This is a genomic window from Pseudomonas migulae, from assembly GCF_043225285.1.
In the GTDB taxonomy this organism is placed as follows: Bacteria; Pseudomonadota; Gammaproteobacteria; order Pseudomonadales; family Pseudomonadaceae; genus Aquipseudomonas; species Aquipseudomonas migulae_C.
The window spans coordinates 4,036,525-4,058,794 of the sequence record NZ_CP171224.1; the positions used below are offsets into that span (position 1 = coordinate 4,036,525).

The window sequence follows — 22,270 nt, forward strand, 5'->3', positions numbered from 1 at the left end:
TAGCATCACCTCGGTGTGTCAGGTGCGCTGGAGTGATGCCATCGCCAGCAAGCCGGCTCCTACAAAGAGCGGGTCTCCACAGGGGGAAATTTGTTGGGTCAGATACTGATTCGCGACAGTTTGATATCCGGTTCCTGGCTCACGCTCAGCTGTTCGACGATCGCATCCTGCAAGCGGCTGCACAGCAGCGGGTCGGACAACGGCTGGTTGTTGGCGTCGGTAATGAAGAACACGTCTTCCACCCGTTCGCCGAGGGTCGCAATCTTGGCGTTTTGCAGTGACAGGTCGAACTCCAGGAAAATCGTGCCGATCCGCGCCAGCAAGCCCGGGCGATCCGGGGCGCTGAGCTCCAGTACCGTGACCGGGCGCTGGGCATCGTTGTGGATCGTCACCTGTGGCGCAAACGCGAAATGCTTGAGCTGGCGCGGTACCCGCCGCTGGATGATCGTCGGGTAATCGTCCGGGTTGCGCAGGGCTTCGGTCAGGCCTTCGCGGATCTGTTTGACCCGGGCCGGGTTATCACCGATCGAATCGCCGTCGGTATCGAGCACGATATAGGTGTCGAGGGTGAACTGGCTGCTGGAGGTGATGACCCGCGCGTCGTGAATGTTCAGGTTCAACTGGTCCATCGCCGCCACCGTCACAGCGAAGAAGTCGTGCTGGTCCGGTGCATAAATGAAGATCTGCGTACCGCCCTCGAACTCGCGCTGGGTGGTTTCCTTGATCAGCACCAGCGGGCCGCCGTCGGCCGGCTGCTGCAGGATCGCGTCGGTGTGCCAGGCCACGTCGCCGGCGGTGTGACGCAGGAAATAGTCATCGCCCAATTGCGACCACAGCTGCTCGACGTCGTCGGGGTCGGTGCCGCCGCGTACCAGGATGTCGAGGGCGGCGCTCTGGGTCTGGCGGATCTGCATTTCGCGATCCACCGGGTTTTCCAGGCCACGGCGCAGTGCGCGCTTGGTCTCGGTGTAGAGCTGGCGCAACAGGCTGGCGCGCCAGGAGTTCCAAAGCGTCGGGTTGGTGGCGTTGATGTCGGCGACGGTCAGCACGTACAGGTAATCCAGGCGGGTTTCGTCACCGACGATCTGCGCGAAATCGTGGATCACCTGCGGGTCGGACAGGTCCTTGCGCTGAGCAGTGGTCGACATCACCAGGTGGTTCTGCACCAGCCACACGATCAGGCGGCTGTCCCACACGGGCAACTGGTGGCGCTGGCAGAACGCCTCGGCATCCACCGCGCCGATTTCCGAGTGGTCGCCATGCCGGCCCTTGCCGATGTCGTGGTACAGGCCTGCAAGGTAGATCAGCTCCGGCTTGGGCAACTTGCCCATGAGCTTGCTTGCGAGCGGGAATTTTTCCGACACTTGCGTGTACTGCAACTTACGCAGGTGCTTGATCAGGTTCAGCGTATGCGCATCGACCGTATAGATGTGGAACAGGTCGTGCTGCATCTGCCCGACAATGAAGCCGAACTCCGGCAGATAACGCCCGAGGATGCCGTAACGGTTCATCCGCCGCAGGTTGCGGTGGATGCCGATCTTGCATTTGAACAGTTCGATAAACAGGCTGGTATTGCGGATGTCGTTGCGGAAATCGTCGTCGATCAGATGGCGGTTTTCCCGCAGCAGACGAATGGTGTCGGCGCGCACGCCTTTGATTTCCGGCTGCTGGGCCATCAGCACGAAAATCTCGAGCATGGCGAACGGCGTGCGGCGGAACACGTTGTCGTTGCGTGCTTCGATGTAGCCGTCGTGCAGTTGGAACCGCGAGTTGATCGGTTGCGGCGGCGCCTCATCTTCCGGTGCGAGGATGACTTCCTCGAAGTGCTGGATGATCAGGTCGCTGAGCTGGGCGATGCTCATGACCACCCGGTAATACTGCTGCATGAAGTTTTCGATGGCTTGCTTGGCGTCGTCACCCTTGAAACCCAGCAGGCCGGCAATCGAGCGCTGGTGGTCGAACAGCAAGCGGTCTTCGGAGCGGCCGGCGAGCATGTGCAGTGCATAACGGACCTTCCACAGGAACTCCTGGGAGGAGGCCAGCAAGGCGTTTTCGCTCTCGACCAGGAAACCTTCCCCGGCCAGTGCCCGCAGGTTCAGAGTGCCGTATTCGCGACGCGCCACCCACAGAATGGTCTGAATATCCCGTAGTCCGCCGGGCGAGCCTTTGACGTTGGGTTCCAGGTTGTATTCGGTGTCGTTGTACTTGTGATGACGGGCCTTTTGCTCCGCGCGCTTGGCGAGGAAGAACTCCTTGCTCGGCCACATGTGCGCAGTGCTGGTGACGTCGAGCATGCGCTGGCGCAAACGCTCGGGGCCGCAGATGGTGCGGCTTTCCATCAGGTTGGTGACAACCGTCAGGTCGGCGCGGGCTTCTACGGCACATTCCTCGACCGAGCGAACGCTCTGACCGACTTCCAGGCCGATGTCCCACAGCAACGTCAGAAAACGTTCGATGGAATCACGGAAAACTTCGTGGTCGGCGCTGTCCAGCAGGATCAGCAGGTCGATATCGGAATAGGGGTGCAACTCGCCGCGACCGTAGCCGCCGACCGCGACCAGCGCGATGTCGGCATCTTCGCTCCAGTTGAACTGCTCCCAGGCCTTTTGCAGGATGTTATCGACGAACCAGGCGCGATCCTCGATCAGCCGGCGAATCTCCCGGCCGCTGCGAAAGCGCTCGTCGAGCACCTCGCGGGCCTGGCGGATTGCCTTCTTGAAAGCCGCGATCGGGCTGGCCTTCAGGGCCAGCTCAGCCTGGAACTGGCCACGGTCGAAGAGTTCTGGATCCACCTGCGGCATCGATTGGCTTTCCTTTCTATAAGGCTGGGAGCGGTGCGGTCAGGCCGAAACGCGCGGGATGGTGTCGTCGCTGCGCAAGGTGAAGATCTCGTAACCGGTTTCGGTCACCACCAGGGTGTGCTCCCACTGGGCCGACAACTTGCGGTCCTTGGTGATCGCGGTCCAGCCGTCGCCCAATACCTTGGTGTCGGCCTTGCCCTGGTTGATCATCGGCTCGATGGTGAAGGTCATGCCCGCTTTCAGTTCCATGCCAGTGCCGGCACGGCCGTAGTGCAGGATTTGCGGCTCTTCGTGGAACACTTTGCCGATGCCGTGGCCACAGAACTCGCGAACCACCGAGAAGCCGTTCTTTTCGGCGTGCTTCTGGATCACTTCACCGATATCGCCCAGGCGGCAGCCGGGTTTAACGATCTCGATGGCTTTGTACATGCATTCCTGGGTCACTTGCGACAGGCGCTCGGCCCAGACCGGCACGGTGCCGACGTGGAACATGCGGCTGGTGTCGCCGTGGTAGCCATCCTTGATTACGGTAACGTCGATGTTCAGCGTGTCGCCATCCTTCAACGGCTTCTCGTTCGGGATGCCGTGGCAGACCACGTGGTTGATCGAGGTGCAGATCGACTTCGGGTAGCCTTTGTAGTTGAGCGGGGCAGGGATGGCCTGCTGCACGTTGACGATGTAGTCGTGGCAGATGCGGTCCAGCTCTTCGGTGGTGATGCCTGGCTTGACGTGTTCAGCAATCATTTCCAGCACATCGGCGGCCAGTTTGCCGGCGACACGCATTTTTGCGATGTCCTCCGGGGTTTTGAGGGTGACGGTCATACAGGCTCTCTCTGCGCTCGATGGCGCTTGCTAACACGGAATGGGCATGTGCGATCGATGTTCGCCGCCCTGAAAAACGCGATTCTAACAGACGATCAGCGCAAATCTGAGCCTCTGTGCATCGCTTCTCTCTATAGATAGGCGCATTCTTGAGGGATTCCAAGGGCGCAGAACAAGGCGCGCGTCAGGAATCGAGAATCCGGGTTCCGTTTTTGCGAGCCCTGTGATATAAAATGCGCCGCTTTCCGGGGATACCCCGAAAGGCTTAAATCCACACACGTGTCGACACGATGACCTGGGTGCCTTCAGCTGATGCTGCTGGTTGGTCATTGGGATACGTGGAGGCCAAACCCGACTTATTAAGGAACTATCATGTCCCAAGTCAACATGCGCGATATGCTGAAGGCCGGTGTGCACTTCGGTCACCAGACCCGTTACTGGAACCCGAAAATGGGTAAATACATTTTCGGCGCGCGTAACAAGATCCACATCATCAACCTTGAAAAAACCCTGCCAATGTTCAACGAAGCTCTGACTTTCGTAGAGCGTCTGGCCCAGGGCAAAAACAAGATTCTGTTCGTCGGCACCAAGCGTTCCGCTGGCAAGATCGTTGCTGAAGAAGCAGCACGTTGCGGTTCGCCGTACGTCGATCACCGCTGGTTGGGCGGCATGCTGACCAACTTCAAAACCATCCGTGCTTCCATCAAGCGTCTGCGTGACCTTGAAGTTCAAGCCGAAGACGGTACTTTCGCCAAGCTGACCAAGAAAGAAGCGCTGATGCGCTCCCGTGACCTGGAAAAGCTGGATCGTTCCCTGGGTGGTATCAAGGACATGGGCGGTCTGCCAGACGCTCTGTTCGTTATCGACGTTGATCACGAGCGCATCGCGATCACCGAAGCCAACAAGCTGGGCATCCCGGTTATCGGCGTAGTCGATACCAACAGCAGCCCGGAAGGCGTTGACTACATCATCCCAGGCAACGATGACGCAATCCGCGCTATCCAGCTGTACATGGGTTCGATGGCTGACGCTGTAATCCGCGGTCGCAACCACGTTGCTGGTGGCACCGAGCAGTTCGTCGAAGAAGCTCCGGCAGCTGCAGCTGAGTAATTGACGCCTTGGCGTTGACTCAGTAAGCAAAAAGGGGGCTTGGCCCCCTTTTTGCCACCTCGAAAACCATTTGTCCGGTGGCGCATCTACAGCATTTGTAACTTGCAGCTGCTAACAAGGGTGGTTCGGGAAGAATTGAACGCCCGTTCGATCGGGTGGAATGGTTGAAAACCTATCCAAGAGGAATTTTGAAATGGCAGAGATTACTGCAGCGTTGGTCAAAGAACTGCGCGAGCGTACTGGCGAAGGCATGATGGACTGCAAAAAGGCCTTGACCAAGGCTGGCGGCGACATCGAAAAAGCCATTGATGACATGCGCGCTTCGGGCGCCATCAAGGCTGCCAAAAAAGCAGGCAACGTAGCTGCTGAAGGCGCCATCGCTCTGAAAGAAGACGGTAAATCCGCCGTTCTGCTGGAAGTGAACTCGCAGACCGACTTCCTGGCTCTGCAGGACGACTTCAAGGCATTTGTTGCTGCAAGCGTTGAAAAAGCGTTTGCCGACAAGCTGACTGACGTCGCTCCTCTGATCGAAGCTCAAGAAGCTGCTCGCCTGGTTCTGGTCGGCAAGGTTGGCGAAAACGTCAACATCCGTCGCCTGGTTCGCGTTGAAGGTGATGTTGTTGGTGGCTACCTGCACGGCAACAAAATCGGTGTTGCGGTTGTTCTGAAAGGCGGCGACGTTGAGCTGGCCAAAGACATCGCCATGCACGTAGCGGCGAGCAACCCGGAGTTCCTGCTGCCATCGGAAGTTTCGGCTGAAGCGATCGAGCGCGAGAAAGCTGTGTTCCTGCAGCTGAACGAAGAAAAAATCAAAGGCAAGCCAGAAAACATTGTTGAGAACATGGTCAAAGGCCGTATCAGCAAGTTCCTGGCTGAAGCAAGCCTGGTTGAGCAGGCGTTCGTCAAGAACCCTGAAATCAAGGTTGGCGAACTGGCCAAGAAAGCCGGTGCTGAAATCGTTTCCTTCACCTACTTCAAAGTAGGCGAAGGCATCGAGAAGCCGGTCGACAACTTCGCTGAAGAAGTTGCTGCCCAGCTGGCTGCCGCCAAGCAATAAGACAGTTTTTTAACTGTCGCCCTGAAGAGGCTGCCCGCTTACGCGCGCAGCCTCTTTTCAGATGGGGCACCAATTTTTAATTGGTTTCCTATTGGAACTGGCTTACAAAGCCATGTTCCGATGGCGCTGAAGCAGCGCCAAGCTAGAGTGAACGCCAGCTGTAAACAGCTCGCAAAGAATTTTTAAAATACGCCGCAGGAGAGATTCGCAATGGCTCAGCAGGGCAGTGGTTATCAGGCTCGCTATAAACGCATTCTACTCAAGCTTAGCGGCGAGGCCCTGATGGGCTCGGAAGAGTTCGGGATCGATCCGAAAGTTCTGGATCGCATGGCGCTGGAAGTCGGCCAGCTGGTCGGTATCGGTGTCCAGGTCGGTCTGGTGATCGGCGGCGGCAACCTGTTCCGCGGTGCAGCGCTGAGCGCGGCCGGCATGGATCGGGTCACAGGCGACCACATGGGCATGCTGGCCACTGTGATGAACGCCCTGGCCATGCGCGATGCGCTGGAACGTGCCAATATCTCGGCGATCGTGATGTCGGCCATTTCCATGGTTGGCGTGACTGATCACTACGACCGTCGCAAAGCCATGCGTCACCTGAACTCCAAGGAAGTCGTGATCTTCGCGGCCGGTACCGGCAATCCGTTCTTCACCACGGATTCGGCAGCCTGCCTGCGTGCGATCGAAATCGACGCCGACGTCGTGCTGAAAGCGACCAAGGTCGATGGCGTCTACACCGCCGATCCATTCAAGGACCCGCATGCCGAGAAGTTCGATCATCTGACCTACGATGAAGTACTGGATCGCAAGCTGGGTGTGATGGATCTGACGGCCATTTGCCTGTGCCGCGACCACAAGATGCCGCTGCGCGTATTTAACATGAACAAGCCCGGCGCCCTGCTGAATATCGTGCATGGCGGCGCTGAAGGAACCCTGATCGAGGAAGGCCAACAATGATCAACGAAATCAAGAAAGACGCTCAAGAGCGCATGAAGAAATCCGTCGAATCCCTGGCGCACAACTTCGGCCGTATTCGTACCGGCCAGGCGCACCCGAGCATTCTGGAAGGCGTGATGGTGCCGTACTACGGTTCCGACACCCCGATCAAGCAGGTTGCCAACATCACCGTCAAAGACGCCCGTACCCTGCAAGTGGTTGCCTTCGAGCGCAACATGCTGGGTGCCGTCGACAAGGCCATCGGCAGTGCTGGTCTGAACCTCAACCCGACCAACCTGGGTGAGTTGCTGCTGATCTCCATGCCGGCCCTGACCGAAGAAACCCGCAAGGGCTTCACCAAGCAGGCTCGCGATGTCGCGGAAGATGCCCGTGTTGCCGTGCGCAACATCCGTCGTGACGCGAACAGCCAGCTGAAGGATCTGGTCAAGGAAAAGGAAATCAGCGAAGACGAAGAGCGTCGCGCCACTGGCGAGATCGATGATCTGACCAAAAAGTACGTGGCTGAAATCGACGCGAATCTGGCGCAGAAAGAAAAAGACCTGATGGCCGTATAAGGGTCGCGTTTTCATGGAAAAGACCAAGCAGGTTGCGCCGTCCGCGGTGCCGCGCCATGTCGCGATCATCATGGATGGCAACAATCGCTGGGCGAAAAAACGCTTTATGCCGGGTGTCGCCGGGCATAAGGCGGGCGTGGATGCGGTTCGTGCAGTAATTGAGGTGTGTGCCGAGGCCAAGGTCGAGGTATTGACCTTGTTTGCCTTCTCCAGCGAGAACTGGCAGCGCCCGGCCGATGAAGTGAGTGCCTTGATGGACCTGTTCTTCAAGGCGCTGCGTCGCGAGGCCAAGCGCCTGAACGACAACAACATCAGCCTGCGCATCATTGGCGACCGTTCACGCTTTCATCCAGAACTTCAGGCCGCCATGCGCGAAGCCGAAGCCATGACGGCGGGCGCCAACCGCTTTGTCCTGCAGATCGCCGCCAACTACGGCGGTCAGTGGGATATCGCGCAAGCCGCGCAACGTCTGGCGCGGGAAGTCCAGGCCGGGCATCTGCGTCCGGAAGACATCACCCCTGAGCTGTTGCAAACCTGTCTGGCCACCGGCGACCTGCCGTTGCCGGACTTGTGCATTCGTACCGGTGGCGAACACCGCATCAGTAACTTCCTGCTGTGGCAACTGGCTTACGCCGAGTTGTACTTCTCCGACCTGTTCTGGCCGGACTTCAAACACGATGCCATGCGTAATGCGCTGGCCGATTTCGCTTCTCGCCAGCGCCGCTTCGGTAAAACGAGCGAGCAGGTCGAGGCTGGAGCCCGGGTTTAATGCTTAAACAACGAATCATCACTGCGTTGATCCTGCTGCCGATCGCCTTGTGCGGGTTTTTCCTGCTCGAAGGTTTCGGTTTCGCGCTGTTCATCGGATTGGTCGTGACCCTCGGCGCCTGGGAATGGGCGCGTCTGGCAGGTTTCGAGGCTCAACCGATTCGCGTCGCCTACGCGGCTGTGGTCGCATTGATGTTGTTTGTCATGTACATCCTGCCGGGGCTTGCGCCTTGGGTATTGGGCGCTTCGGTGCTGTGGTGGGGTGTGGCGACGTACCTGGTGCTGACTTATCCCCGTTCCAGCGAGCGCTGGTCGAGTGCCGCGACCAAACTGGTGATCGGTCTGCTGGTCCTGTTGCCGGCTTGGCAAGGTCTGGTTGAGATCAAGCATTACCCCTTGGGCAACTTGCTCATCCTGGCGGTGATGGTGCTGGTCTGGGGGGCCGACATCGGTGCCTACTTTTCCGGTCGGGCATTCGGAAAGCGCAAACTTGCACCGCAGGTCAGTCCCGGCAAGAGTTGGGAGGGCGTGTATGGCGGCCTTGCGCTCAGCCTGGTGATCACCGTGATTGTCAGCCTGGTTCGCGACTGGACGGTTGCCGAGCTTTTCAAAGGGTTGATCGGTGCGGCAATTATCGTGTTCATCTCGGTGGTCGGCGATCTCACTGAAAGCATGTTCAAGCGCCAGTCCGGGATCAAGGACAGCAGCAACCTGCTGCCCGGCCACGGTGGCGTGCTGGATCGCATCGACAGCCTGACGGCCGCGATCCCTGTATTCGCTGTGCTGCTGTGGATGGCTGCACCGTGAGCCGCCCACAACAGATCACCGTTCTGGGGGCGACCGGTTCGATCGGTCTGAGCACGCTCGACGTCATTGCCCGTCATCCCGAGCGTTATCAGGTTTTTGCCTTGAGCGGCTTCACGCGCCTGAGCGAGTTGCATGCGCTGTGCGTGCGTCATGCGCCACAGTTCGCTGTAGTGCCTGAGCCGGGCGCTGCCCGGGTCTTGCAGGACGATCTGCGTGCGGCCGGCCTGTCGACGCGCGTGCTGGTAGGGGAGGAGGGCCTGTGCCAGGTCGCTTCCGCCCCCGAAGTCGATACAGTCATGGCAGCCATCGTCGGTGCGGCGGGCTTGCGTCCTACCCTGGCGGCGGTGGAAACCGGCAAGAAAATTCTCCTGGCCAATAAAGAAGCGCTGGTGATGTCTGGCGCGCTGTTTATGCAAGCGGTGCGCAAAAGTGGTTCGGTGCTGCTGCCGATCGACAGCGAGCACAACGCGATTTTCCAGTGCATGCCGCAGGACTTCTCCCGCGGGCTCGGAGTGGTGGGGGTGCGTCGGATTTTGCTGACAGCCTCTGGCGGTCCGTTCCGACAAACGCCGTTGGCCGAACTGGCCGATGTTTCCCCCGATCAGGCCTGTGCGCATCCGACCTGGTCCATGGGGCGCAAGATCTCCGTGGATTCGGCCAGCATGATGAACAAGGGGCTCGAACTGATCGAGGCCTGCTGGCTGTTTGATGCCAAGCCATCCCAGGTGGAAGTGGTGATTCATCCGCAAAGCGTGATCCATTCGCTGGTCGACTACGTCGACGGCTCGGTATTGGCGCAGTTGGGCAATCCGGACATGCGCACGCCGATCGCCAACGCCCTGGCCTGGCCGGAGCGTATCGATTCGGGTGTCGCGCCGCTGGACCTGTTCGCCGTGGCGCGCCTGGATTTCCAGGCGCCCGATGAAGAGCGTTTCCCGTGCCTGCGCCTCGCGCGTCAGGCCGCCGAGGCGGGTAATAGCGCGCCAGCGATGCTGAACGCGGCGAATGAAGTGGCGGTCGCGGCCTTTCTCGACGGGCGGGTTCGCTATCTGGAAATCGCGAGTATTATCGAAGAAGTGTTGAGTCTCGAGCCTGTGGTTGCGGTGAATGATCTCGAGGCGGTGTTCACCGCTGACGCGAAAGCGCGAGAGCTGGCCGGGCAGTGGTTGAGTCGTCACGGGCGGTAAGTGCTGCAACACGTTGCCCCATGCAGCACTGGATAGGATTGCGGAGAAAGTAGATGAGCGCGCTCTATATGATTGTCGGCACCCTGGTAGCCCTGGGCGTGCTGGTCACCTTCCACGAATTCGGCCACTTCTGGGTCGCGCGTCGCTGTGGGGTCAAAGTGCTGCGTTTCTCCGTGGGCTTCGGCATGCCGTTGTTGCGCTGGCACGACAAGCAAGGCACCGAGTTCGTCGTCGCCGCCATTCCGCTGGGTGGCTACGTGAAGATGCTCGACGAGCGCGAGGGCGAAGTGCCTGCCGATCAGCTCGATCAGTCTTTCAATCGCAAATCCGTCCGCCAGCGCATAGCTATAGTCTCGGCGGGTCCGATTGCCAACTTTTTACTGGCGATGATTTTTTTCTGGGTGCTCGCGATGCTTGGCAGCGAGCAGGTGCGGCCGGTTATCGGAGCGGTCGAGTCCGGCAGTATCGCCGCCAAGGCCGGATTGAGCCCGGGGCAGGAAATTGTCGCCATCGATGGCGAACCGACTTCGGGCTGGGGGGCAGTGAACCTTCAACTGGTTCGTCGCCTCGGCGAAAGTGGTTCCCTTCAGGTGCTGGTGCGCGAGCAGGGTTCCACGGCGGATTCGACGCGTGAGCTGGTGCTGGATAAATGGCTGAAGGGGGCTGAAGAGCCGGACCCGATCCGCTCGCTGGGTATTCGCCCGTGGCGTCCGGCATTGCCGCCAGTTCTGGCCGAGCTTGATCCGAAAGGTCCGGCGCAGGCTGCCGGGCTGAAAACCGGTGACCGCTTGTTGGCGCTGGATGGCAAGGCACTGGATGATTGGCAACAGGTGGTCGATGTTGTCCGTATGCATCCGGATACCAAAATCATGCTGCGCGTCGAGCGCGATGGTGCTCAAATCGACGTCCCTGTGACGCTGGCCGCTCGCGGCGAGAAAAAGTCACCCAGTGGTTATCTCGGTGCCGGAGTGAAGGCGATCGATTGGCCGCCGGAGATGATTCGCGAGGTCAGTTACGGGCCATTGGCAGCGATTGGCGAGGGCGCGCGACGCACCTGGACCATGAGCGTACTGACCCTCGATTCGCTCAAGAAAATGTTGTTCGGCGAGCTCTCGGTAAAAAACTTGAGTGGACCGATAACCATTGCTAAAGTGGCGGGCGCTTCTGCCCAGTCGGGCGTCGCTGATTTCCTGAATTTCCTTGCTTATCTGAGTATTAGCTTGGGAGTTCTGAATTTGTTGCCTATTCCTGTACTGGATGGGGGGCATTTGTTGTTTTATCTGATCGAGTGGGCGCGTGGTCGTCCCTTGTCGGATCGGGTGCAGGGTTGGGGGATACAGATCGGCATCAGTTTGGTGGTCGGGGTGATGTTGCTTGCCTTGGTCAATGATTTGGGTCGTCTGTAACACTTCGCTGAATTGCGAATCTGCCGCATTTTGCGGCAGTTTGTTTATTGCCAGTTGGAATAAGAAAGGACTTCATGAAACGTCTGCTGCTAACTGCGGTTCTCACCGTATTGATGATCGCCGAAGTTCACGCCGAGTCCTTCACTATCTCTGATATTCGCGTCAATGGCCTCCAGCGGGTCTCCGCGGGTAGCGTCTTTGGTGCCTTGCCGTTGAACGTCGGTGAACAGGCGGATGATCGTCGCCTGGTGGAATCCACTCGTGCGCTGTTCAAAACCGGGTTCTTTCAAGATATCCAGCTGGGCCGCGATGGCAACGTCCTGGTCATCACGGTAGTCGAACGTCCGTCAGTCGCCAGTATCGAGATCGAAGGCAACAAGGCGATCTCCACTGAAGACCTGATGAAAGGCCTGAAGCAATCCGGTCTGGCCGAAGGCGAGATCTTCCAGCGCGCCACCCTCGAAGGTGTACGTAACGAGCTGCAGCGCCAGTACGTCGCGCAGGGCCGCTACTCGGCGACCGTCGATACCGAAGTGGTTCCGCAGCCGCGCAACCGTGTCGGCCTGAAGGTCAACATCAACGAAGGCACCGTCGCGGCTATCCAGCACATCAACGTGGTGGGTAACACGGTCTTCCCTGATGAAGACCTGATCGACCTGTTCGAACTGAAGACCACCAACTGGTTGTCGTTCTTCAAGAACGACGACAAGTACGCTCGTGAAAAGCTGTCCGGTGACCTGGAGCGCCTGCGTTCCTACTACCTGGACCGTGGCTATATCAACATGGATATCGCTTCGACCCAGGTGTCCATCACCCCGGACAAGAAACACGTCTACATCACTGTCAACGTCAACGAAGGCGAGAAATACACCGTTCGTGACGTCAAGCTCAGCGGTGACCTGAAAGTCCCTGAAGACCAGGTCAAGTCGTTGCTGCTGGTGCAGAAAGGCCAGGTGTTCTCGCGCAAGCTGATGACCACCACGTCTGAACTGATCACCCGTCGTCTGGGTAACGAGGGCTACACCTTCGCCAACGTCAACGGCGTGCCTCAGCCTCATGATGAAGACCACACCGTAGACATCACCTTCGCCGTTGATCCGGGCAAGCGTGCCTACGTCAACCGCATCAACTTCCGTGGCAACACCAAGTCCGAAGACGAAGTGCTGCGCCGTGAAATGCGTCAGATGGAAGGTGGCTGGGCTTCGACCTACCTGATCGACCAGTCCAAGACCCGTCTTGAGCGCCTGGGCTTCTTCAAGGAAGTCAACGTCGAGACCCCGGCCGTTCCGGGTGTCGATGACCAGGTAGACGTGAACTACAGCGTTGAAGAGCAAGCGTCCGGTTCGATCACCGCCAGCGTCGGCTTTGCACAGAGCGCCGGTCTGATCCTCGGTGGCTCGATCACCCAGAACAACTTCCTGGGTACCGGTAACAAGGTCAGCATTGGCTTGACCCGCAGTGAATACCAGAGCCGCTATAACTTCGGTTATGTCGACCCGTACTGGACTGCTGACGGTGTGAGCCTGGGTTACAACGCTTTCTATCGCACCACTGACTACAAAGACCTCGACGTCGACGTTGCCAGCTATGCGGTAGACAGCCTGGGTGCGGGTGTAAGCGTCGGTTACCCGATCAGCGAAACCTCACGTCTGACCTTCGGCCTGACCGCGCAACAGGACAAGATCAAGACTGGCCTGTACACCGTTGACGAGATTTTCGACTTCGTTAACAAGGAAGGCGACAACTACCTGAACTTCAAGGCTTCGGCCGGTTGGTCCGAGTCGACCCTGAACAAAGGCGTGCTGGCGACCCGTGGCCATTCCCAAAGCCTCGTGCTGGAAACCACGACGCCGGGCAGCGACCTGTCGTTCTTCAAACTCGACTACCGTGGCCAGTTGTTCCAGCCGCTGAGCGAAAACTACACCATGCGCCTGCATACCGAACTGGGTTATGGCGATGGTTACGGTTCGACCGATGGCTTGCCGTTCTATGAAAACTACTATGCTGGTGGTTTCAACTCGGTTCGTGGCTTCAAGGACAGCACTTTGGGCCCACGCAGTACGCCGAGCCGGGGTACCAACCCGGGAACGGCGCTTGACCCGGACCAGGATCCGCTGCCGTTTGGTGGTAACGTCCTGATCCAGGGTGGTGTGGAGGTTCTGTTCCCTCTGCCGTTCGTCAAGGATCAGCGCTCCCTGCGTACCTCGGTATTCTGGGATGTGGGTAACGTTTTCGACTCGCAGTGCAAGGACACCACCAACGCAAACGGCTCGTCGTCGAACACCAAGTGCAACGACATCAGCCTGAGCAACATGGCGAGTTCTGTCGGTGTAGGTGTGACATGGGTCACCGCGCTGGGTCCTCTGAGTTTCGCGTTGGCCATGCCGATCAAGAAACCGGATGAGGCTGAAACCCAAGTGTTCCAATTCTCCCTCGGCCAGACGTTCTAAGCGTCTGACCCAAGATAACGACAATGGATTTTGTAGGAGTGCATCGTGCGTAAGTTGACTCAATTGGTTCTCCTGGCGACCGTACTGGTAGCAGGCCCGGCGTTTGCCGACATGAAAATTGCCGTTCTGAACTATCAGATGGCTCTGCTGGAATCCGACGCGGCCAAGAAATACGCTGTGGATGCCGAGAAGAAGTTCGGTCCGCAACTGACCAAACTCAAGACGCTGGAAAGCAGCGCCAAGGGCATCCAGGACCGTCTGATGGCGGGCGGCGACAAGATGCAGCAAGGCGAACGTGAACGCCTGGAGCTGGAATTCAAGCAAAAGGCCCGCGATTTCCAGTTCCAGTCCAAGGAACTGAACGAAGCCAAAGCCGTTGCTGACCGTGAAATGCTGAAGCAGCTCAAGCCGAAACTGGACAGCGCTGTGGAAGAAGTCATCAAGAAAGGTGCTTTTGACCTGGTCTTCGAGCGTGGCGCAGTGATTGATGTCAAGCCTCAGTACGACATCACTCGCCAGGTTATCGAGCGCATGAATCAGCTGAAGTAATCCATGACAGCGACCATAAAACTCGGCCAGCTGGCCGAGTTCCTCGGCGCCACCCTGCGTGGCGACCCGGAGAAGGAAATTACTGGGCTAGCCACTTTGCAGGAGGCTGGCCCAGCTCAGTTGAGCTTTCTGGCAAATCCTCAATACCGTAAATACCTGGCCGACAGCCGGGCCGCAGCCCTGTTGCTCAAAGCTGCTGACGCCGAAGGTTTTTCCGGTGATGCGCTGGTCGTGCCCGATCCGTATCTGGCTTACGCACGTATTTCCCATCTGTTCGACCCCAAGCCCAAGGCGGCTGCCGGTATTCATCCGACAGCGGTGGTGGCGGAAGATGCAGTGGTCGATCCGGCGGCGAGCATCGGTGCCTTTGCCGTGATTGAAAGTGCCGCGCGGATTGCTGCCGGCGTGACCGTTGGTGCACATTGCTTCATCGGTGCCCGTAGCGAGATTGGCGAGGGCGGCTGGCTGGCCCCGAAGGTCACGCTGTATCACGATGTGCGCATCGGCAAGCGGGTAGTGATTCAATCCGGTGCAGTGCTGGGTGGCGAAGGTTTCGGTTTTGCCAACGAGAAAGGCGTCTGGCAGAAAATTGCCCAGATCGGTGGCGTGCTGGTCGGTGACGATGTGGAGATCGGCGTGAACACCGCCATCGACCGTGGTGCACTGGCCGATACCATCATTGGCAATGGCGTCAAGCTGGACAACCAGATTCAGATCGCCCACAACGTCCAGATCGGTGATCACACCGCCATGGCGGCGTGCGTGGGGATTTCCGGCAGCACCAAGATCGGCAAGCATTGCATGCTCGCTGGTGGCGTTGGGCTGGTGGGTCATATCGAAATTTGCGACAAGGTTTTCATCACCGGAATGACCATGGTGACCCACTCGATCACCGAGCCGGGTTCCTATTCTTCCGGTACGGCCATGCAACCGGCTGCCGAATGGCGCAAAAGCGCGGCACGTATCCGTCAGCTCGATGACATCGCGCGACGGCTGCGACAGCTGGAAAAGCGCGTCGGGGAAGTGACCCCTGACGGTAATGCTTCATCAGATGGCTGATACCATTTCCATATCAAGTGTGCACAGCCGCTAGACTGCCTCCTTGATTTGCTAGAGGAGCGCGCGTCAGTCGCGCGTTCCCAATCTTTACATAGGCTTCCTCCCGAAATGATGGACATCAACGAGATTCGCGAATACCTGCCTCACCGTTACCCGTTCCTGCTGGTGGACCGGGTCGTGGATCTGGATGTGGAAGGCAAGCGCATTCGCGCCTACAAGAATGTCAGCATCAACGAGCCGTTCTTCAATGGCCACTTCCCTGCGCATCCAATCATGCCGGGCGTGCTGATCATCGAAGCGATGGCCCAGGCTGCCGGGATCCTTGGTTTCAAGATGCTGGACGTCAAGCCGGCTGATGGCACCCTGTACTACTTCGTCGGCTCCGACAAACTGCGCTTCCGCCAGCCGGTCAAGCCAGGCGACCAGTTGATCCTCGAAGCCACGTTCATCAGCTGCAAACGCAAGATCTGGAAGTTTGAATGCCAGGCATCGGTGGATGGCAAGCCGGTCTGCTCGGCCGAGATCATCTGTGCGGAACAAAAAGTATGAGTTTGATTGACCCTCGCGCAATCATCGATCCGACGGCCATCCTGGCCGACGGCGTTGAGGTCGGCCCTTGGTCGATCGTCGGCGCAGGTGTGGAAATCGGCGAGGGGACAGTGATCGGGCCGCATGTGATCCTCAAAGGCCCGACCCGAATCGGTAAGCACAACCGCATCTACCAGTTTTCTTCGGTAGGCGAGGACACGCCCGATCTGAAATACAAGGGTGAAGAAACCCGTCTGGTCATCGGCGACCATAACGTCATCCGTGAAGGCGTGACGATTCATCGCGGGACCATTCAGGACCGTTCGGAAACGACCCTGGGCGATCACAACCTGATCATGGCCTATGCCCACATCGGCCACGACAGCGTCATCGGCAATCACTGCATCCTGGTCAACAACACCGCACTGGCGGGCCATGTGCATGTTGAAGACTGGGCGATCCTGTCCGGTTTTACCCTGGTCCACCAGTATTGCCACATCGGCGCCCACAGCTTTTCGGGCATGGGCACCGCGATCGGCAAGGACGTTCCGGCGTACGTCACCGTCTTCGGCAACCCGGCCGAAGCGCGCAGCATGAACTTCGAAGGCATGCGCCGTCGTGGTTTCAGCGAGGATGCGATCCACGCACTGCGTCGCGCCTACAAGGTGGTTTACCGCCAGGGCCTGACGGTTGAACAGGCACTCGCCGAACTGGCCGAACCTTCGGCGCAGTTTCCGGAAGTCGCCGTGTTCCGCGACTCCATCCAGTGTTCGACCCGCGGCATCACCCGTTAATCATGGCTAATCTGCGTATCGCGCTGGTGGCGGGTGAGGCTTCCGGTGACATTCTGGGCGCCGGTCTCATGCGTGCGCTCAAGGCTCAGCACCCGGCGGTCGAGTTCATCGGTGTCGGCGGGCCCTTGATGCAGGCTGAAGGCCTGACCTCGTATTTCCCGATGGAACGCCTCTCGGTCATGGGCCTGGTGGAAGTACTGGGCCGGCTGCGAGAGTTGCTCAAGCGCCGCAAGAAGCTGGTCGCCGACCTGATCGCCGCGAAGCCGGATGTGTTCATCGGCATCGATGCCCCGGACTTCAACCTCAATATCGAACTCAAGCTGCGTCAGGCCGGGATCAAGACCGTGCATTACGTCAGCCCGTCGGTGTGGGCGTGGCGGCAGAAGCGGGTGCTGAAGATTCGCGAAGGCTGCGACCTGATGCTGACGCTGTTCCCGTTCGAAGCGAAGTTCTATGAAGAGAAGGGCGTGCCGGTACGGTTTGTCGGGCACACCCTGGCTGATGCGATCCCCCTCGAAGCAGATCGTCACGCAGCACGCGCCGAGCTCGGTTTGCCGGACGGCCCGTTGGTCGCGCTGATGCCGGGCAGTCGCGGTGGTGAAGTCGGGCGCCTGGGCGCGCTGTTCCTCGATACCGCCGAACGTCTGCGCGCCATGCGCCCTGGCGTGCGCTTCATTATTCCTTGCGCCAGCCCTCAGCGCCGCACGCAGCTTGAAGAGCTGCTGGCCGGCCGCGATCTGCCGCTGACCCTGCTCGACGGCCAATCCCATCTGGCGTTGGCCGCCTGCGACGCGGTGTTGATCGCCTCCGGTACCGCGACCCTCGAAGCCTTGTTGTACAAGCGCCCGATGGTCGTCGCCTATCGTTTGGCGCCGCTGACGTTCTGGATTCTCAAACGCATGGTCAAGAGCCCTTACGTCTCGTTGCCGAACTTGCTGGCCCAGCGCCTCTTGGTGCCCGAGTTGCTGCAGGACGATGCGACGGTTGAAGCGCTGGCCCAGACGCTGTCGCCCCTGATCGAAGGGGGCGAGGAGCAGACCCGAGGCTTCGACGAAATTCACCGGACCTTGCGCCTGGATGCCTCCAACCAGGCTGCGGACGCGGTACTGAATCTGATCGGCGGAATACAATGACAAAAGCACAACAGATGGGGCTGGATTTCACCTTGGTCGCTGAAGTCGAAGAATTGGTCGCCGGTGTTGATGAAGTCGGTCGCGGTCCGCTCTGCGGTGCCGTGGTGACGGCTGCGGTGATCCTCGATCCGAACCGCCCGATCCTCGGCCTCAACGACTCGAAAAAACTCACAGAAGCCCGTCGCGAAAAGCTCTACGACGAAATCTGCGAAAAAGCCCTGAGCTGGTGCATCGCGCGTGCGGAAGTCGAAGAAATCGACGAGCTGAACATCCTGCATGCCACCATGCTGGCCATGCAGCGCGCGATCGAAGGCCTGCACATTCAGCCGAAACTGGCGATGATCGACGGTAACCGCTGCCCGAAACTGGCCATGCGCGCCGAAGCGGTGGTCAAGGGCGACAGCAAGGTCCCGGCCATCGCCGCCGCGTCGATTCTGGCCAAGGTCAGCCGCGACCGCGAAATGGCCGCTTTCGAACTGATTTACCCGGGTTATGGCATCGGTGGCCACAAGGGCTACCCGACACCCGTTCATCTGGAAGCGCTGGCTCGCCTTGGGCCGACGCCGATTCACCGCCGCTCGTTCGCGCCAGTGCGGCTGGCGTATGAGGCCCGCGAAAGCCTCATCGAGAGTTAGTCGCGAGGCTGATGTTTTTCCCAAGGCCCGGTACAATCCGGGCCTTGTTGTCTTCACGTTTCTAGACAGGATCACTATGCCGGCTTCATTCGTTCATCTACGCCTGCACACTGAATACTCCCTGGTCGACGGTCTGGTGCGGATCAAACCGCTGGTCAAGACCCTGGTCGGCATGAACATGCCCGCCGTGGCGGTCACTGACCAGAACAACATGTGTTCCCTGGTCAAATTCTATAAAGCCTCCATGGGCGCAGGCATCAAGCCGATCTGCGGCGCCGACCTGTGGCTGTCGAACAAGGACCCGGACAACGCCCTGAGCCGGATCAGCCTGTTGGCGATGAACGCGGTCGGCTATCGCAACCTGACCGAGCTGATCTCCCGCGGTTTCATCGACGGCCAGCGCAATGGCTCGATCATCATCGAGCGCGAGTGGGTGGCCGAGGCCAGCGAAGGCTTGATCATGCTGTCGGCGGCCAAAGAGGGCGAGATCGGCTTGGCCATGCTCAGCGGCAATCCGGCGGAAGCGGAAAAACTGGCACGTGAATGGATGGCGGTGTTCCCGGACCGGTTCTACCTGGAAATTCAGCGCACCAACCGCCCGAACGATGAAGAACAACTGCACGGCGCCGTGGCCCTGGCCGAGAAAATCGGCGCGCCGCTGGTGGCAACCAACGACGTACGCTTCATCAAGCAGGAAGATTTCGCGGCCCACGAAACCCGCGTCTGCATCGGTGAGGGCCGCGCCCTCGACGATCCGCGGCGGTCGAAGAATTACAGCGATCAGCAATACCTCAAAAGTGCCGAGGAAATGGCCGAGCTGTTCAGCGACATTCCCGAGGCGCTGGAAAACACCGTCGAGATTGCCAAGCGCTGCAACATCGAAGTGAAGCTGGGCACGCACTTCCTGCCCAACTTCCCGATTCCCGATGGCATGACCATCGACGAGTATTTCCGCAAAGTGTCCTTCGATGGCCTGGAAGAGCGCTTGACCGTTCTGCTGCCCAAGGACACCACCGAAGACTATGAGGCCAAGCGCCAGGTCTACGTCGACCGGTTGAATTTTGAGCTGGATATCATCATCCAGATGGGTTTTCCCGGTTACTTCCTGATCGTTATGGACTTTATCCAGTGGGCCAAGAGCAACGGCGTGCCGGTAGGCCCTGGTCGTGGATCGGGTGCCGGATCGCTGGTGGCCTACGTACAGAAGATCACCGACCTCGACCCGCTGGAATACGACCTGCTGTTCGAACGTTTCCTTAACCCGGAACGGGTTTCGATGCCCGACTTCGACGTCGACTTCTGCATGGACGGTCGTGACCGGGTGATCGACTACGTGGCCGAGAAATACGGCCGCAACGCGGTAAGCCAGATCATCACTTTCGGTTCCATGGCCGCCAAGGCTGTGGTCCGCGACGTGGCGCGGGTGCAGGGCAAGTCCTACGGCCTGGCGGATCGTCTGTCGAAGATGATTCCGTTCGAAGTCGGCATGACCCTGGAAAAAGCCTACGAGCAGGAAGAAATCCTACGTGACTTCATCAAGGTCGATGAAGAAGCCGCGGAAATCTGGGAAATGGCGCGCAAGCTCGAAGGCGTTGTGCGTAACGTCGGCAAGCACGCCGGTGGTGTGGTGATCGCACCGACCAAACTGACCGACTTCTCGCCGATCTATTGCGACGAGGCCGGCGATGGCCTGGTAACCCAGTTCGACAAGGACGACGTCGAAGCCGCCGGTCTGGTGAAGTTCGACTTCCTCGGTCTGCGGACCCTGACGGTCATCGACTGGGCGCTGAAAACCATCAACCGCGACCGCGCCAAGGTCAACGAGCCGCCGCTGGACATCGCGTTCATCCCGCTGGATGACAAACCGACCTACACACTGCTGCAAAAAGCGGAAACCACCGCGGTGTTCCAACTTGAGTCGCGGGGCATGAAAGAGCTGATCAAAAAGCTCAAGCCCGACTGCCTGGAAGACTTGATCGCACTGGTGGCCCTGTTCCGTCCGGGCCCACTGCAATCGGGCATGGTTGACGACTTCATCAACCGTAAGCACGGTCGTGCCGAGCTGGCCTACCCGCACTCGGATTATCAGTACGAAGGCCTCAAGCCCGTACTGGCGCCGACTTACGGCATCATCCTGTATCAGGAACAGGTGATGCAGATTGCCCAGGTCATGGCCGGCTACACCCTCGGCGGTGCGGACATGCTGCGTCGAGCGATGGGTAAGAAAAAACCTGAAGAAATGGCCAAGCAGCGTGGCGGTTTCATTGAGGGTTGCAAGACCAACAACATCGACGCCGACCTGGCCGGTAACATTTTCGACCTGGTGGAAAAATTCGCCGGTTACGGTTTCAACAAATCCCACTCCGCCGCCTATGGCCTGGTGTCGTACCAGACCGCCTGGCTGAAAACGCACTACCCGGCACCGTTCATGGCCGCGGTACTGTCGGCGGATATGCACAACACCGACAAGGTCGTGACCTTGATCGAAGAAATTCGCACCATGAAGCTGCGTCTCGACGCGCCGGATGTGAATACTTCGGAGTTCAAGTTCACGGTGAACGACGAAGGCCGCATCATTTACGGCCTCGGCGCGATCAAGGGTGTGGGCGAAGGCCCGGTCGAGGCGATTACCGAAGCGCGTCAGGACGGGCCGTTCAAGGACCTGTTCGATTTCTGCGCCCGTGTCGACCTCAAGCGCATCAACAAGCGCACCCTCGACGGTTTGATCCGCAGTGGTGCGCTGGATCGTCTGGGCCCGTATTTCCATGACGAACCGAAAGCCTATCAAGCGAGCATCGACCAGAACCGCGCGGTTTTGCTGAACGCGATGGAAGGGGCGATCAAGGCCGCCGAGCAGACCGCCCGGACCCACGACAGTGGTCATGCCGACCTGTTTGGCGGGCTGTTTGTCGAGGAAGACGCCGACGTCTATGCCAATCACCGCAAGGCGAAAGAGCTGACCCTGAAGGAGCGCCTGAAAGGGGAGAAAGACACCCTGGGCCTGTACCTGACCGGTCACCCGATCGACGAATACGAAGGCGAAATCCGTCGTTTCGCCCGTCAGCGCATCATCGACCTGAAACCGGCGCGGGATACGCAGACGGTGGCGGGCATGATCATCGCGCTGCGGGTGATGAAGAACAAAAAGGGCGACAAGATGGGGTTCATCACCCTTGACGATCGCTCGGGCCGGATCGAAGCTTCGCTGTTTGCCGATGCGTTCCACTCGGCGCAGTCGCTGTTGCAGACCGACGCGATGGTGGTGGTCGAGGGCGAGGTCAGCAACGACGACTTCTCCGGCGGCCTGCGCCTGCGGGTCAAGCGGGTGATGAGCATGGAAGACGCGCGCACCAACCTCGCCGAAAGCCTGCGCCTGAAGCTGCAAACCAAGGATTTGAAAGGCGATCAGCTACGCTGGCTGGGTGAGTTGTTCAAACGCCATCGTGGCGCGTGCCCGATCACTATGGAGTACACGAGCCCCGATGCGAAGGCCTTGCTGCAGTTCGGCGAGACCTGGCGAATCGACCCGGCGGATGCGTTGATTCAAGCCTTGCGTGACCAGTTCGGGCGAGACAACGTCTTCCTCCAATACCGTTGACGGTCAGGTGCCAACTGAACGCCCTGATCTCGACCTGAATTTTTAATCTCGACCTGAA

18 protein-coding genes are annotated in these 22,270 nt (G+C 59.1%); 16 read left to right on the top strand and 2 right to left on the bottom strand.

Features of this window, described 5'->3' with window-relative positions; all coding sequences use genetic code 11:
• Positions 1-98: 98 nt before the first annotated feature.
• Together ACF6ZU_RS18430 and map are read right to left on the bottom strand one after the other, a co-directional pair.
• Positions 99-2,801 (bottom strand): [protein-PII] uridylyltransferase, encoded by a 2,703-nt coding sequence (locus ACF6ZU_RS18430; RefSeq protein WP_392885766.1) that lies wholly within the window; start codon positions 2,799-2,801, stop codon positions 99-101.
• A gap of 39 nt (positions 2,802-2,840) precedes the next feature.
• Positions 2,841-3,623 carry a type I methionyl aminopeptidase gene (gene map / locus ACF6ZU_RS18435; protein ID WP_253437201.1) on the bottom strand — a complete coding sequence of 261 codons (783 nt, stop codon included), beginning with the start codon at positions 3,621-3,623 and terminating at the stop codon, positions 2,841-2,843.
• Between the two features lie 372 nt (positions 3,624-3,995).
• Here map and rpsB point away from each other — a divergent pair, with 372 nt between their 5' ends.
• The 16 genes from rpsB (at position 3,996) to dnaE (ending at position 22,212) form a co-directional block, all read left to right on the top strand.
• Positions 3,996-4,733: a 30S ribosomal protein S2 gene (rpsB, locus tag ACF6ZU_RS18440; protein WP_008028964.1), complete on the top strand. Its 738-nt coding sequence runs from the start codon at positions 3,996-3,998 to the stop codon at positions 4,731-4,733.
• Between the two features lie 193 nt (positions 4,734-4,926).
• Entirely contained in the window at positions 4,927-5,790 is an 864-nt protein-coding gene (gene tsf, locus ACF6ZU_RS18445) for a translation elongation factor Ts (protein ID WP_008028965.1), read from the top strand.
• 210 nt (positions 5,791-6,000) lie between these two features.
• Entirely contained in the window at positions 6,001-6,744 is a 744-nt protein-coding gene (gene pyrH, locus ACF6ZU_RS18450) for a UMP kinase (RefSeq protein WP_003189161.1), read from the top strand.
• A complete protein-coding gene (frr, locus tag ACF6ZU_RS18455; RefSeq protein WP_007907979.1) occupies positions 6,741-7,298 on the top strand; it encodes a ribosome recycling factor in 558 nt (185 codons plus the stop codon). The genes pyrH and frr overlap by 4 nt, the downstream gene beginning before the upstream one ends.
• 13 nt (positions 7,299-7,311) lie before the next feature.
• The gene (uppS, locus tag ACF6ZU_RS18460) at positions 7,312-8,067 is read left to right on the top strand and encodes a polyprenyl diphosphate synthase (RefSeq protein ID WP_046816513.1); all 756 of its coding nucleotides are present in this window, start codon (positions 7,312-7,314) and stop codon (positions 8,065-8,067) included.
• The gene (locus ACF6ZU_RS18465) at positions 8,067-8,873 is read left to right on the top strand and encodes a phosphatidate cytidylyltransferase (RefSeq protein ID WP_392885775.1); all 807 of its coding nucleotides are present in this window, start codon (positions 8,067-8,069) and stop codon (positions 8,871-8,873) included. The genes uppS and ACF6ZU_RS18465 overlap by 1 nt, the downstream gene beginning before the upstream one ends.
• Complete coding sequence (ispC, locus tag ACF6ZU_RS18470) at positions 8,870-10,060, top strand: 1-deoxy-D-xylulose-5-phosphate reductoisomerase (RefSeq protein ID WP_392885777.1); 1,191 nt, start codon at positions 8,870-8,872, stop codon at positions 10,058-10,060. The genes ACF6ZU_RS18465 and ispC overlap by 4 nt, the downstream gene beginning before the upstream one ends.
• A 53-nt stretch (positions 10,061-10,113) precedes the next feature.
• Positions 10,114-11,466 carry a sigma E protease regulator RseP gene (gene rseP / locus ACF6ZU_RS18475; protein WP_392885779.1) on the top strand — a complete coding sequence of 451 codons (1,353 nt, stop codon included), beginning with the start codon at positions 10,114-10,116 and terminating at the stop codon, positions 11,464-11,466.
• Between the two features lie 74 nt (positions 11,467-11,540).
• On the top strand, positions 11,541-13,916 hold the full coding sequence (gene bamA / locus ACF6ZU_RS18480; RefSeq protein WP_392885781.1) for an outer membrane protein assembly factor BamA: 2,376 nt from the start codon (positions 11,541-11,543) through the stop codon (positions 13,914-13,916).
• A 45-nt stretch (positions 13,917-13,961) separates the two neighbouring features.
• Positions 13,962-14,465, top strand: a complete 504-nt coding sequence (locus ACF6ZU_RS18485; protein WP_008028980.1) for an OmpH family outer membrane protein — start codon at positions 13,962-13,964, stop codon at positions 14,463-14,465.
• Positions 14,466-14,468: 3 nt separating this feature from the next.
• Positions 14,469-15,524 (top strand): UDP-3-O-(3-hydroxymyristoyl)glucosamine N-acyltransferase, encoded by a 1,056-nt coding sequence (gene lpxD, locus ACF6ZU_RS18490; protein ID WP_392885783.1) that lies wholly within the window; start codon positions 14,469-14,471, stop codon positions 15,522-15,524.
• Positions 15,525-15,632: 108 nt separating this feature from the next.
• Positions 15,633-16,073 carry a 3-hydroxyacyl-ACP dehydratase FabZ gene (gene fabZ, locus ACF6ZU_RS18495; RefSeq protein WP_008028982.1) on the top strand — a complete coding sequence of 147 codons (441 nt, stop codon included), beginning with the start codon at positions 15,633-15,635 and terminating at the stop codon, positions 16,071-16,073.
• Complete coding sequence (gene lpxA / locus ACF6ZU_RS18500) at positions 16,070-16,846, top strand: acyl-ACP--UDP-N-acetylglucosamine O-acyltransferase (protein WP_392885784.1); 777 nt, start codon at positions 16,070-16,072, stop codon at positions 16,844-16,846. The genes fabZ and lpxA overlap by 4 nt, the downstream gene beginning before the upstream one ends.
• A 2-nt stretch (positions 16,847-16,848) precedes the next feature.
• Positions 16,849-17,979 (top strand): lipid-A-disaccharide synthase, encoded by a 1,131-nt coding sequence (gene lpxB, locus ACF6ZU_RS18505; RefSeq protein WP_392885786.1) that lies wholly within the window; start codon positions 16,849-16,851, stop codon positions 17,977-17,979.
• On the top strand, positions 17,976-18,614 hold the full coding sequence (gene rnhB, locus ACF6ZU_RS18510; RefSeq protein WP_253401962.1) for a ribonuclease HII: 639 nt from the start codon (positions 17,976-17,978) through the stop codon (positions 18,612-18,614). Before lpxB ends, rnhB begins: the two co-directional genes overlap by 4 nt.
• A gap of 76 nt (positions 18,615-18,690) precedes the next feature.
• Positions 18,691-22,212, top strand: coding sequence for a DNA polymerase III subunit alpha (gene dnaE / locus ACF6ZU_RS18515; protein ID WP_392885787.1), 3,522 nt, complete (start codon positions 18,691-18,693; stop codon positions 22,210-22,212).
• The last annotated feature ends 58 nt before the right edge of the window (positions 22,213-22,270 follow it).

Bases quoted from the DNA above. Each gene is read 5' to 3' on its own strand.
- rpsB (WP_008028964.1), top strand. From the start codon at position 3,996: ATGTCCCAAGTCAACATGCGCGATATGCTGAAGGCCGGTGTGCACTTC.
- fabZ (WP_008028982.1), top strand. From the start codon at position 15,633: ATGATGGACATCAACGAGATTCGCGAATACCTGCCTCACCGTTACCCG.
- rnhB (WP_253401962.1), top strand. From the start codon at position 17,976: ATGACAAAAGCACAACAGATGGGGCTGGATTTCACCTTGGTCGCTGAA.
- lpxA (WP_392885784.1), top strand. From the start codon at position 16,070: ATGAGTTTGATTGACCCTCGCGCAATCATCGATCCGACGGCCATCCTG.
- tsf (WP_008028965.1), top strand. From the start codon at position 4,927: ATGGCAGAGATTACTGCAGCGTTGGTCAAAGAACTGCGCGAGCGTACT.
- dnaE (WP_392885787.1), top strand. From the start codon at position 18,691: ATGCCGGCTTCATTCGTTCATCTACGCCTGCACACTGAATACTCCCTG.
- pyrH (WP_003189161.1), top strand. From the start codon at position 6,001: ATGGCTCAGCAGGGCAGTGGTTATCAGGCTCGCTATAAACGCATTCTA.
- uppS (WP_046816513.1), top strand. From the start codon at position 7,312: ATGGAAAAGACCAAGCAGGTTGCGCCGTCCGCGGTGCCGCGCCATGTC.
- lpxB (WP_392885786.1), top strand. From the start codon at position 16,849: ATGGCTAATCTGCGTATCGCGCTGGTGGCGGGTGAGGCTTCCGGTGAC.
- bamA (WP_392885781.1), top strand. From the start codon at position 11,541: ATGAAACGTCTGCTGCTAACTGCGGTTCTCACCGTATTGATGATCGCC.
- ACF6ZU_RS18465 (WP_392885775.1), top strand. From the start codon at position 8,067: ATGCTTAAACAACGAATCATCACTGCGTTGATCCTGCTGCCGATCGCC.
- ACF6ZU_RS18430 (WP_392885766.1), bottom strand. From the start codon at position 2,801: ATGCCGCAGGTGGATCCAGAACTCTTCGACCGTGGCCAGTTCCAGGCT.
- frr (WP_007907979.1), top strand. From the start codon at position 6,741: ATGATCAACGAAATCAAGAAAGACGCTCAAGAGCGCATGAAGAAATCC.
- lpxD (WP_392885783.1), top strand. From the start codon at position 14,469: ATGACAGCGACCATAAAACTCGGCCAGCTGGCCGAGTTCCTCGGCGCC.
- map (WP_253437201.1), bottom strand. From the start codon at position 3,623: ATGACCGTCACCCTCAAAACCCCGGAGGACATCGCAAAAATGCGTGTC.
- rseP (WP_392885779.1), top strand. From the start codon at position 10,114: ATGAGCGCGCTCTATATGATTGTCGGCACCCTGGTAGCCCTGGGCGTG.